Annotated in this window: 12 protein-coding genes; 7 read left to right on the top strand and 5 right to left on the bottom strand. The window is 62.6% G+C overall.

Annotation, left to right across the window (positions count from 1 at the left end):
• Positions 1-10 precede the first annotated feature (10 nt).
• The gene (locus IF10I1_RS05440; protein WP_026355314.1) at positions 11-505 is read right to left on the bottom strand and encodes an Lrp/AsnC family transcriptional regulator; all 495 of its coding nucleotides are present in this window, start codon (positions 503-505) and stop codon (positions 11-13) included.
• Between the two features lie 169 nt (positions 506-674).
• On the bottom strand, positions 675-1,307 hold the full coding sequence (locus IF10I1_RS05435) for a uracil-DNA glycosylase family protein (protein WP_186393858.1): 633 nt from the start codon (positions 1,305-1,307) through the stop codon (positions 675-677).
• 169 nt (positions 1,308-1,476) lie between these two features.
• Between IF10I1_RS05435 and IF10I1_RS05430 the strand changes: the two genes are divergently transcribed.
• The gene (locus IF10I1_RS05430) at positions 1,477-3,030 is read left to right on the top strand and encodes a HAMP domain-containing sensor histidine kinase (RefSeq protein ID WP_050471187.1); all 1,554 of its coding nucleotides are present in this window, start codon (positions 1,477-1,479) and stop codon (positions 3,028-3,030) included.
• 13 nt (positions 3,031-3,043) lie between these two features.
• Here IF10I1_RS05430 and cobT read toward each other — a convergent pair whose 3' ends face one another.
• On the bottom strand, positions 3,044-4,063 hold the full coding sequence (gene cobT, locus IF10I1_RS05425; RefSeq protein ID WP_208977466.1) for a nicotinate-nucleotide--dimethylbenzimidazole phosphoribosyltransferase: 1,020 nt from the start codon (positions 4,061-4,063) through the stop codon (positions 3,044-3,046).
• A gap of 110 nt (positions 4,064-4,173) precedes the next feature.
• Here cobT and cobS point away from each other — a divergent pair, with 110 nt between their 5' ends.
• From cobS to IF10I1_RS05405, 4 genes are read left to right on the top strand one after another with little or no spacing between them, the layout of a single operon-like run.
• Complete coding sequence (gene cobS, locus IF10I1_RS05420; RefSeq protein ID WP_186393859.1) at positions 4,174-5,013, top strand: adenosylcobinamide-GDP ribazoletransferase; 840 nt, start codon at positions 4,174-4,176, stop codon at positions 5,011-5,013.
• Between the two features lie 56 nt (positions 5,014-5,069).
• Positions 5,070-6,200 carry an alpha/beta hydrolase gene (locus IF10I1_RS05415; protein ID WP_208977373.1) on the top strand — a complete coding sequence of 377 codons (1,131 nt, stop codon included), beginning with the start codon at positions 5,070-5,072 and terminating at the stop codon, positions 6,198-6,200.
• Between the two features lie 32 nt (positions 6,201-6,232).
• Positions 6,233-6,451: a DUF1289 domain-containing protein gene (locus IF10I1_RS05410; protein WP_050471184.1), complete on the top strand. Its 219-nt coding sequence runs from the start codon at positions 6,233-6,235 to the stop codon at positions 6,449-6,451.
• 12 nt (positions 6,452-6,463) lie between these two features.
• A complete protein-coding gene (locus IF10I1_RS05405; protein WP_050471183.1) occupies positions 6,464-7,168 on the top strand; it encodes a TIGR02281 family clan AA aspartic protease in 705 nt (234 codons plus the stop codon).
• 190 nt (positions 7,169-7,358) lie between these two features.
• Here IF10I1_RS05405 and IF10I1_RS05400 read toward each other — a convergent pair whose 3' ends face one another.
• Positions 7,359-8,180, bottom strand: coding sequence for a sulfite exporter TauE/SafE family protein (locus tag IF10I1_RS05400; RefSeq protein WP_208977465.1), 822 nt, complete (start codon positions 8,178-8,180; stop codon positions 7,359-7,361).
• An 84-nt stretch (positions 8,181-8,264) separates the two neighbouring features.
• A complete protein-coding gene (gene dusA, locus IF10I1_RS05395; protein ID WP_208977372.1) occupies positions 8,265-9,356 on the bottom strand; it encodes a tRNA dihydrouridine(20/20a) synthase DusA in 1,092 nt (363 codons plus the stop codon).
• Between the two features lie 112 nt (positions 9,357-9,468).
• Between dusA and IF10I1_RS05390 the strand changes: the two genes are divergently transcribed.
• Together IF10I1_RS05390 and IF10I1_RS05385 are read left to right on the top strand one after the other, a co-directional pair.
• Positions 9,469-9,987 carry a MarR family winged helix-turn-helix transcriptional regulator gene (locus IF10I1_RS05390; RefSeq protein ID WP_244284749.1) on the top strand — a complete coding sequence of 173 codons (519 nt, stop codon included), beginning with the start codon at positions 9,469-9,471 and terminating at the stop codon, positions 9,985-9,987.
• Positions 9,988-10,079: 92 nt separating this feature from the next.
• Positions 10,080-11,648 (top strand): MFS transporter, encoded by a 1,569-nt coding sequence (locus IF10I1_RS05385; RefSeq protein ID WP_244284750.1) that lies wholly within the window; start codon positions 10,080-10,082, stop codon positions 11,646-11,648.
• Positions 11,649-11,654: the final 6 nt, after the last annotated feature.

The raw sequence follows: 11,654 nt of genomic DNA, 5'->3' as shown, positions 1-11,654 counted from the left end.
GCGCGGGCCGTCAGCCCTGACTTTCCGCACGTGTCTTCTCAACGGGAATGTAGCTCAGCGGCAGTTCCGTCGTGCACTTGATCTGTTCCATGGCGAAGGTGGTCGACACGTCGGTGATGTCGATCTTCGAGATGAGCTTCTTGTAGAAGGCATCATAGGCGGCGATATCCGGCACGGTGACGCGCAGCAGATAGTCCACCTGCCCTGCCATACGGTAGAACTCCACCACTTCCGGCAGTTCCTTGATCACATCGGCGAACTTGCGCAGCCAGTCTTCCGTGTGCTGGTTGGTGGTGATGGCGACAAAGGCCGTCACCTTGACATTGACCTTCTCCGGATCCAGCAGGGCAACACGGCCCGTGATCACGCCATCCTCCTCCAGCTTCTGGATGCGGCGCCAGCAGGGCGTGGTGGACAGGCCGACCCGGCGGCCGATCTCGGCGACGGGAACGGTGCAATCCTCCTGCAGGATGGAGAGAATACGCCGGTCGATGCGGTCAATCATGTTCAGGTTCCAGATCCGGGACAGCGGCGGCCGGACGCAGTCCTGCCGCCTCTCTTGAGAGAATGGATTTTTGTTTCGTTGGCAAGCGGTAAATCGAAGGTTGAACGGGTCTTGCTGCTGATTTTGTGACAGTGTGAAGAACAATTTTCCTCAACTCAGCACGAGCACCTCAAGGCTGCAGCAGTTGCGCCACACGGCGGCGCAGCTCCGGAACCAACTCTTCCTCGAACCAGGGATTGCGGCGCAGCCAGGTGTTGTTGCGCCAGGAAGGATGGGGCAGCGGCAGATAGGCAGGCCCTGCGCGCTCTTCGCTTTCCGACAGGATGGAGCGCCAGCTGCCGACAATCTCCGTCAATCCGGCTCCCTTGAGATGCGGCAGGTGATAGGCCTGCGCATAGCGGCCGATGACGAGCACCAGTTTCAGCTGGGGCATGGCCGCAAAGAGGCTGTCATGCCAGGTGGCACGGCACTCCGGGCGTGGCGGCAGATCACCGCCCTTGGCATCGAGGCCCGGAAAGCACAGGCCCATCGGCACGATCGCAACGCGTGAAACGTCGTAGAAAACATTATCGCCGATACCGAGCCAGTGACGCAGGCGGTCCCCGGACGGGTCCGTAAAAGGTGCGCCGGACGCATGCACGCGGGTTCCGGGCGCCTGCCCCGCGATGCAGAGCCTTGCCGTCTCCGACAGGCGGGCAACCGGGCGCGGCTCGTGCGGAAGTGGCCTGCCACGGGGCGTTTCAAGACATACCCGGCAAAGCGACACGCGCCGGGCCAGCGGAGCGAGCCCCGGCGAAGCCACGACGCCGCCTGCCCTTTCCGGATCACTGTCTGCCGCTGTTTTGCCTTTTTTAACCAAGTCCTTGAGCCGCTTCTTAAGGGTTGCTGATCCAAAACACAGAAAGAGGCACAGTTGTGTCAAGCATCAGGAAACCACGCGAGGAGGATGGCCGCCGACGGCCAGAACCGCAATGGCCCAGACTTCCCCCGGCAGGGGCGACCACAAGACGGCGATCAACCGCGAGCGTGCCCAGCGCCGCCGTGAGGTTGCGCGCACGGTCAGTCAGGTCCGCGACCGCCTGTCGGCGAAGGAAGGCGTCCCGCCTGATTTCAACACCGAGCTGCTGCTGCTGTTTGCCAGGGCGCGTGTGAGCGCGGCATTCGCCGGCCCCATGTTCCTCGTCATCGTGGCCGCCGTGTCTCTCATGTGGATTTCGCCGGTTCTGGTGGCCTGCTGGCTCATGTTCACGGTGAGCATCTGGATTCTGACCGTGTCCACCTGCCGGCGTTTCGAGCGCATGACGCAGGAAGAGCGCCAGACGAGCCCCTGGCGGCGGCGTTTTGCGGTTGGCGATTTCCTTTACGGCCTGTGCTGGGGAGCCTTCTTCCTGCTGCCCGCGTCCAGCGGTACGGCGGAAGGCATTGAGATCTTCCAGTTTTCGATCATGCTGATCGTCATTGCCATGGCGACCATGCAGTCTTCCACCCTGCCCCATGCGCTGCTGGCTAGCACGCTGCCGGTGACGCTGGCCATGTCGCTGGCGCTGCTGCAGCGCCACGCGCCGCTGCATTATGCCATGGCGGCCATGGCTGTCGGCGCACAGGGCTTCTTCCTGGTGCTGGGCAACCAGCTCCTGAATTCCTCGCGTGCCATGCTGGCCTTCCGCGCCGAGAAGGACCATCTGATCGCCGAGCTGGAACAGGCCAATGCGGTGTCCGATGAATCCCGCCGCCGCGCCGAAGAAGCGAACCTTGCCAAGTCGCGCTTCCTGGCCACCATGAGCCATGAGCTGCGCACGCCCCTCAACGCCATCCTCGGTTTCTCCGAAATCATGAAGGATGAGGTGATGGGGCCGATGAACAACAAGATCTACCGGGGCTATGCCTCCGACATTCACGGCTCCGGCCAGCACCTGCTGAACCTCATCAACGAGATCCTTGACCTGTCGCGCATCGAAGCGGGCAAGTATGAGCTGAATGAGGAGGCTGTTTCCCTGCAGGATGTGGTGGAAGACTGCCAGAGCATGATGCAGGTGCGTGCAAGGGCCAAGGGGATCGCCATCCGCGAGAGCCACGAGGAAGGCCTTGCCCGCCTTTGGGCCGATGAGCGCGCGCTGCGTCAGGTGATCCTCAATCTCCTGTCCAATGCGGTGAAGTTCACCCCCTCCAACGGCGAGGTGCTGATCCGCATCGGCTCTTCCAGTGACGGCGGCCAGTTCGTCTCCATCAAGGACAATGGCCCCGGCATTCCGGAAGAGGAAATCCCGATCGTGCTTCAGGCCTTCGGGCAAGGCTCAATGGCGATCAAGAGCGCCGAGCCCGGCACCGGCCTTGGCCTGTCCATCGTCCAGGCGCTGGTCAACCAGCATGGCGGCACATTCGAGCTGAAGTCCCGCCTGCGCGAGGGCACCGAGGTGCGTGTCACCCTGCCCTCTGCCCGTGTGCTGCCCGCCATGCCGCAGCTGTTCGACGACATCTACACCCTGCCGGTCCGGCGGCCGAACATGCGCCGACGGGCGTCCTGACCGGAACGGGCGCTCAGTCCTTCTGCGAAACGCCGGCGCTGGCAAAGGTTGCCATGTCCGCATGAACCTGCGCCGCAGCCTTGACGATGCCGGCGGCCATGGCCGCACCCGTGCCTTCGCCCAGCCGCATGCCGAGATCCAGCAGCGCCGTCTTGCCCATGGCCGCCAGCGCCCGGCGGTGCGCCGGTTCTGCCGATACATGGCCGAAGAGGCAGTGATCGAGCGTGGACGGGTCCATCTTGTAGAGCACCGCCGCCGCAGCCGTGGAGACGAAACCGTCCACGATCACCGGCGTGCGCTGCAGGCGCGCGGCCAGAATGGCACCGGCCATGGCGGCAATCTCGCGCCCGCCCACCTTGCGCAAGACTTCCAGCGGGTCCTTGGCGGCTGCACCCAGGCGCGACACGGCCATTTCCACGGCCACGCGCTTGCGCTCCAGCCCGGCCGCATCCACGCCGGTGCCCGGTCCAACCCAGTCTGCCGCCGTGCCGCCGAACAGGCCGTTGAAGACGGCTGCGGCCACGGTGGTATTGGCAATGCCCATCTCGCCAAGGCACAGGAGATCCGTGCCCCCCGCAATCGCTTCCATCCCATAGGCCATGGTGGCGGCGCAGTTCGGCTCGTCCAGCGCGTCTTCATCCGTGATGGACGGTGTCGGCATGTCGATGGCCAGATCAAAGATCTTCAGGCCCAGGTCATAGGCCGCGCAGATCTGGTTGATCGCCGCGCCGCCTGCGGCGAAATTCTCCAGCATCTGGCGCGTGACGCTTTGCGGATAGGCCGAAACGCCCTTGTCAGCAACGCCGTGATTGGTGGCGAAGATGGCGACCAGCGGACGGGTGATCTTCGGCACCGGCTTGCCGGACCAGGCGGCCAGCCACTCGACGATGCTTTCCAGCTGGCCGAGCGAACCGGCAGGCTTGGTCAGCTGGCTGTCACGGGCGCGCACGGTTGCCACCGCCGCCTCATCCGGCCCCGGCATTTCGGCCACAAGGTTGCGGATATCATCGAAAGGAAGAGCGGACGGGGACATGGACACGGGGAACTTCTCCGGACTTGCGGGCAGCGATTGGCGCCAAAGGTTTGCCGTTCTATAAGGCTCCTCCGGCAAAAGACAACCGCCATGGCAGACAGCGAGGGCGCATGACACCGCAAGGCCAGCCGCAGGAGCCTGAAAGCACGCCAGAGCGCAGCGGGTGGCTGCGGCAACTCGCCGCCGATACGGCGGCCTGCATCCGCTTCTTTTCGCGTCTGCCGCTGCCTGCCATCAACAAGCTGGATGATCCGGCCGCCGTTCCAGACTTCCGGAGAATCGCAAGGGCCATGCCTCTGGCAGGGGCCGTGACCGGTCTCATCCCAGCGCTGGTTCTGGGGCTGCTTTCCCTCACCGCCCTGCCCGCACTTGCCATTGCCACGCTCGCCGTGATGACGGCAGCTGCCGTGACCGGCGCGCTGCATGAGGATGGGCTGGCGGATGTGGCGGATGGTTTCTTCGGTGGGGCCACGCCGGAGCGGCGGCTGGAGATCATGAAGGACAGCCGCATCGGCGCCTTCGGTGCCATGGCGCTGATCCTGTTCCTGGCCCTGCGCATCACACTGACCGCCGCCCTGCTGGAACGCACTGGCGCGCCTGCGGCCATGCTGGTGCTGGTGGCGGCGGAGATGCTGAGCCGCACGCTGATGCTCTGGCAGTGGACCGCTCAGCCCTCCGCCCGGCCGGACGGGCTGGGCGCCCGCTTCGGCGTGCCGGGACCGGGAGCTGCCCTTGAAGGCGGACTGTTTACGCTGCTGGTTTTTCTTTGCCTGTTCAGTGTGCAACCTGTTTTCGGGGTCATACTTGGATTGGGTCTTGCAGTTTATAGTGCCGTGTTCACAGCAAAACTGGCACTCAAAGCAATTGGCGGGATCACAGGAGACGTGTTAGGAGCCATTCAGCAGGTCACATTGACCGTTTTTCTTTGCGGGCTTCTGGCCTGGACTTGAAGGGACACAGCCTTCTGATGACAAACTCCGTGCTTCTGTCACGCCGCAGTTTCAGCATGTCTTTTGTGGGGCTTCTGCTGTGTTCCTGCGCAAGCCGCCCGGTTTCCGGGGCGCTGGTGCCCACGGACAAACCTGCCCCCGGCGCAAAGGACCACAAGATCCTGATCGCCACCACGCGCAGCCGCACGGACACGCCCAACACCCTGTTTGACGGAGAGCGGAGCGGCGGACGCGACTTTGCGCAGGCTGTCATCTCCGTGCCGCCCACGCATGTCTCCGGTGCGATCGAATGGCCTGCCGTTCTTCCCGGCGACCCGGCAAAGGAAATGGTGCCCCGGTCCACCGGCTATCTTGAGGATGCAACGGCCTTCCGGCAGGCGCTGAAGAGCGAACTGGCCGCCCGCCCGCCGAAAGAGCGGTCCGTGATGCTGTTCATCCACGGCTACAACACGCTGTTTGCCGAAGGGCTCTACCGCTTCACACAGGTGGTGCATGATTCCGCCTTCCCCGGCGTGCCGGTGCTGTTCACCTGGGCCTCGCGCGGGGATGTGCGCGACTATGTCTATGACCTCAACAGCGCCACCGTGGCGCGCGACGAGTTGCAGGCAACCCTTGAGGACCTTGCCGCCAGTGGCGCGGCGGAGATCAACATTCTGGCCCATTCCATGGGCACATGGCTGCTGATGGAGACGCTGCGCCAGATGACACCGGCCCAGCGGAGCCGCATCAACCAGGTGGTTCTGGCCGCACCCGACATTGATCTTGATGTGTTCAAGGACCAGATGCAGCGCATCGGCAAGCTGAAAAGCCCCCTGATCCTGCTTTTGTCGCGCGATGACAGGGCGCTTGGCGTCTCCCGGCTGATTGCAGGCGGGATGGCACGGGTGGGCGGCTATGACGATGATGCAGCGCTGGCCAAGCTCGGCGCGGTTGTCGTTGATCTCACCGATCTGAAGGGGCCGGACCCGACCAATCACTCCAAGTTTGCCGCCCTCGCCGCCATCGCGCCACAATTATCCTCCGTTCTGGGCCAGAACAAACTGGACGTTCCCAATGGGGACGGCGGCGCCCTGGCCAGCACCGGCCGCACGCTTGGAAGCTTTGTGACAGGCACGGTCAACATCGCCGTGACATTGCCTGTGACTTTGGTGACAACGCCGGTTGAGATTGTGATGGGAGGCCGCTAGGCCAAGGGAGTTGCAGGAAACAGGATGGACCGATGGCGGGCATTGAGAGCCCTTGTGTGAAGATCTGCATCATGGAGCCGGCGAGCGGGCTGTGCCACGGCTGCGCCCGGACGCTGGACGAGATCGCCGGCTGGGCGGGATTTGCCCCGGAGCACCGCCGCAAGGTGATGGCGGAGCTTGACGCACGGCGGGCGCGGATGGGTGCCTCCCTTGGTGCAATTTCCAGCCCTGCCCCCGTCCCGGCCACTTGATCAGGAGCACCCATGCGGCAGATCTATGGACTTACACTGGCCGTCCTCGTGCTCGTCATGATTGCGGCCGGCCTGACGTATCTCTTTGAATTTCCCATGCTGGAAGAGACCTTTTCCAGCACCTCCGAAACCCCGCGCATCGTGGCCCTGTCGGCCATCGGCTGCGTGGTGATGGCAAGTCTTGTCTTTGGCGCGCCGCGTGCGGGCGAAGTGCTGCGGGCTGTCGTGGTCTGGGGCCTGCTCGGCCTTGTGCTCGTGGGTGGCTACACCTACCGGACAGAGCTGGTGGCCGGTGGCTACCGCATTCTGGGAGCGCTGGCGCCCGGCATGACCGTGCCGCAGACCGACGGCACCGTCGCCGTGATGCGCGATGCCTCCGGCCATTTTCAGCTGGAAGCGCTGGTGAATGACAACAAGGTGCGGTTTCTCGTCGATACCGGCGCCTCGGCCGTGGTGCTGACCGAACGCGATGCCGAGGCCTCGGGCATCGACCCGGCCAGCCTGTCCTATTCCGTGCCCGTATCCACCGCCAATGGCCGCACCATGGTGGCGCCGGTCAATCTGGCACAGGTCAGCATCGGCAGCATTTCCCTGTCCAACGTGCGCGGCTTCGTCGCCCGCCCCGGCAGCCTCGAAACCAGCCTCCTCGGCATGAGCGCCCTCTCCCGCCTGTCCGGCTGGCAGGTGGAGGGCGAACGGCTGGTGCTGAAGCCGTGAGGGCTCTTGACCTCAGGCATTCCCTCTCCATCGTCACCCCGGACGAGAGCGTAGCGGAGATCCGGGGCCGGTGAGCCACGGTCTTTCGGTTCTTGCCATAGAACCAACTTCAACCCCGGCCCACCGGTCCCGGCTCGCACTGCGTTTGGCCGGGATGACGATGGAGAGGGCTGGCAAGAACCAAAAATCCTTATAGCAGGCTGATGCCGAAGCGGATGGCGACCAGCATCAGGAAGGTGCCGAAGGCAAGCTCGAGCGCGCGCTTGGGCATGCGGTGTGCGAGCTTCACACCATAGGGGGCGGCAAGAGTTGTCAGCGGCATGATGACGGCAACGCCCAACAGGTTGACATAGCCCAGCGAGAACTGCGGCAGCAAAGGTTCGCCCCAGCCGGCCCAGACCATGCCGATGACGCCGGGGATGGAGATCAGCACGCCGGTGCCTGCAGACGTCGCCACCGCCTGATGGATCGGGCGGCCGTAGAGCGTCATGAAGGTGTTGTTCATCACCCCGCCGCCGATGCCCATGAGCGTCGAAAAGAAGCCGATGAGCGCGCCGCAGAGCGGGCGGATGGGAAAGCCCGGAATATCGCTGCCGAGGCGCCAGCTGTCCCGGTTGAAGAACATGCGCAGGCTGACGGCCACCGCAATCACCGCAAAGATGCCCTTGAGCCCCTGCCCCGACACATGCGCCGCCACAAGCGAGGCCGCGACAACGCCGAGCGGCAGCGGGATGAGCCAGCTTTTCAGCAGTTCCATGTCCACCGCCCCGCGTGCCTTGTGGGCGAAGAAGGAGCGCAAGGACGTGGGCACGATGATGCCCAGCGACGTGGCCACCGCCACATGCATGCGCACCGCCTCATCCACGCCGACAATGGCCAGGAACTGATAGAACACCGGCACCAGCACCGCCCCGCCGCCAATGCCGAAGAGCCCCGCCATGAGCCCGGCGATGATGCCGGAGGCAACGAGCGCGGCAACGAGACCCAGCGTCTCGCCGGTGAGAAGGGACATATCCATGGGGGCCTCTTGAAAGGACGCTGGCGGGCAGATCGAAAAGTGCGGGCGCGCGGTCAGCCCATCCGCTCAGAGAGCTGATCAGGCGGCGCTGTCCGCAATCCGATCTGCCGCCCTTTCCTGTGCCTCGTCAAGGGCAGCAAGGGCAGAAGTGAGTACTTCGAGGCCCGCTCCGGCCTTGACGCCCTCCACCGTGAGGATGCGGCGGAAGAGGCGCGCGCCCGGAACGGCGGTAAAGGCCCCCAGCATGTGGCGCGTGATGTGCGACAGGCGGATGCCCCGCGACAGGCAGTCCTCGATATAGGGAATATAGGCCTCGATGGCCTGACGCGGGCTGACATCGCCCGTCTCCAGCCCGTAGATCCGCCGGTCCACTGCGCCCATCAGCGCCGGATCGTGGTAGGCAGCGCGGCCCAGCATCACCCCGTCAAGACCGGGAAGGCCGTCAGCCTCCGCCAGCAGGGCTTCGCTGGCATCAAGCGAAGGAATGCCGCCGTTGATGCCGATGAACAGCTGCGGCAGCCGCGCCTTGAGGCGGCGCACCCGGCCATAATCCAGCGGCGGAATATCGCGGTTTTCCTTGGGGCTGAGCCCCTTGAGCCAGGCCTTGCGCGCATGCACCCAGAGGGCATCGACGCCCGCCGCCAGCACCCGGTCAGCCAAGGCATCCAGCGCCTCTTCCGGGTCCTGATCATCGACGCCAATGCGGCATTTCACCGTGACGGGGATCTTCACCACCGCCTTCATCGCCGCCACGCAATCGGCCACCAGCTGCGGCTCCTGCATCAGGCATGCGCCGAAAGAGCCGGACTGCACCCGGTCGGACGGGCAGCCGACATTGAGGTTCACCTCGTCATAGCCGAAGTCCTCGACGATCCGCGCCGCCGCCGCCAGATCCTGCGGCTCCGACCCGCCCAGCTGACAGGCCACCGGATGCTCCGCGCCCGAAAAGCCGAGCAGCTTCTCCCGGTCCCCATGAATCACCGCCCCGGTCGTCACCATCTCCGTATAAAGCAGCGCCCGCGCCGAAAACTGCCGGTGGAAGCTCCTGCAGTGGGTATCAGTCCAGTCCATCATGGGGGCGACGGAGAAAACCGGAGCACTGAAGTATCTATCTTCTTCTTTCTCTACAGGCTCTCGCAGCACTTTCTTCTCCGCCTCATTCACGCTCATTCTGAATTAAGTCGAATGACTTTGATACCGGATTTGGCCCGCCGGACCAACCGCGTTCTCCCCATTCTTAGCAGGCAGGCTCGCCAGGATTTGCGTTTCACATGATCTTGACTTGAGAGTCAGCACCGATTATGTGCATATCATAAATGTGTATCGCTACATAAGTGAGATTGCCGTGGATCCGTCTGAAATTTTCGGCGAACTCTCTTTCGCTGCACGGAAGATGACCAACTACTTCGACGCCCAGATTCGCGGTCATGGCCTCACTCTTTCAAGGGCGCGCGCCCTTGTTCACCTTTCAAAGCCCAGGACTTGGACGCAAGGTGATCTGGCGAAGGAACTGGAGATCGAGCATACAACGGCCGTTCGCCTTGTTGACGGTTTGGAGAAGCTCAACCTGATTGAGCGGCATCCGGTGCCGGGAGACCGCCGTGCCAATCACCTCCGCCTCACGCCTGCGGCTCAGCCACATATTGAAGCTATTCAGGAAGTTCTGGAGGCTGCTCGCGAAACGCTTCTTCGAGATATTAGTCAGGAGGATCTCGAAGTAACGATCAAGGTCCTGCAGAAGCTTTCCAAGCAAGCCGATGCGGCAACGCAGATCCATTCTTCTTCCCGTGAGGCTCTGTGAAGTACGAGCCCCCCCTCCTTGAGCCGCTTCCGAACTGGACGGAGGATGAGCGCCCTACAATACCGGGGTCTGCGTCGACGCCCAGTCACTCCATGGGCATGCGGATCGCATATTTTCTCGTCGGCCTGCTCGTGACGCTGACGGGCGCGCTTGCCAACGCCATGTTCACCGTGAATCTGCCGCAGGTTCAGGGAATGCTGGGTTTGACACCCGTAGAAGGCGCTTGGCTGACGGGTGCTTACGTTATGGTCAACGCATCGGCAAACCTGATACTTTTCAAGGCCCGGCAACAATATGGCGTTCGGCGCTTCGCAGAGATCGCCATCATCGCCAACTTGGCAATGATTTCACTTTATCTCGTGGCGGATAGCTATGGAATGGCGCTTCTCACGCGCATCCTGAGCGGCTTTGCCGCGGCTCCCATGAGTTCGCTCGGCATCATGTACCTTCTTCAGGCCTTTCCCAAGAGCCAGATGGGAAAAGGCCTCTGCATTGCATTGGGCATATTACAGCTTGCAACACCTTTGGCTTACATCATCTCACCTTCCCTGTTGAGGGATGGCGGCTGGCAGATTCTCTACCGGTTTGAGTTTGGACTGGCCCTATGCTGCCTTGCCGGCATCTTTGCCTTGAAGCTCCCCCCAAGCATTCGGATCAAGGTGATCGAGCCGCTGGATTTCCTGACATTTGTATGCCTTGCGCCTGCAATCGGATTGATTGGCGCAGTTTTGGCTCAAGGGAGGATACAGTGGTGGACGGAGCAACCCTGGATGGGTTACGCCCTTGTCGTGGCTTTGGCGCTACTGCTGACCGGTCTTTATATTGAGCACTATCGCGAGCGTCCGCTGATCCAGACCCGGTGGCTCGGCAGTATGGAAGTCATCAGGTTCGTTCTGGGCGCGTTAACGATGCGCCTCATTCTATCAGAACAGACCTATGCCGCGATGGGCCTCCTTCGCACGCTCGGAACCGGGCCCGACCAGCTCATAGAATTGAATGTGGTAATTTTCTTTGGGACTGTCGTGGGAATGCTTATCGGCGCTCTCACATTCTCACCGAAGACAATTATGCTTCAGATTCTCGCATCGATAATTCTTATCATCGCGGCGAGCTTTATAGATTACGGGTCGAGTACTCTTACTCGCGCCCACAATATGATGTTGAGTCAGTTTCTCGTGGCGATAGCCGGAGCCATGTTTCTGGCCCCGATCCTCCTTATAGCCGCGATGAAGGCGCTCGCGAGAGGCGCAGAATATATCATCACGCTGGTGGTTCTGTTCGGCCTGACCCAAGCCATCGGCGGGCTTGGAGGAAGCGCGGTGTTCGGGACCTATCAACAGTTCCGTCAGCATGAATATTCAGCCTCGATCAACAGCAACGCCGCCCCCACAGATCCGACGGTCGCGAACCGGCTTCAGCTGTACGGGCAGAGTCAGGCGCGCGTCGCAACCGACCCTCTGCTCAATCAAGCAACAGGCATAGCACTTCTGGGCCAGGAGGCATCGAGAGAGGCAAATGTCCGCGCCTACAACGATGTCTTCGTTCTGAATGCCATCATCGCAATAGCCTATCTGCTTTGGTCGATCGTGGACATTTTTTTCCAAATCAGAAAATCAAAAACCGCTGCCAAGCCTTCTGCTGCCTCGGCAGGGACAATCTGAGGATTG

Origin of the sequence: Pannonibacter sp. I15F10I1, from assembly GCF_900185665.1 — a bacterium.
GTDB classification, from domain to species: domain Bacteria; phylum Pseudomonadota; class Alphaproteobacteria; order Rhizobiales; family Stappiaceae; genus Pannonibacter; species Pannonibacter indicus.
Note: the sequence above shows the minus strand (reverse complement) of the source record. Positions and strands in the feature narration are given on the sequence as shown.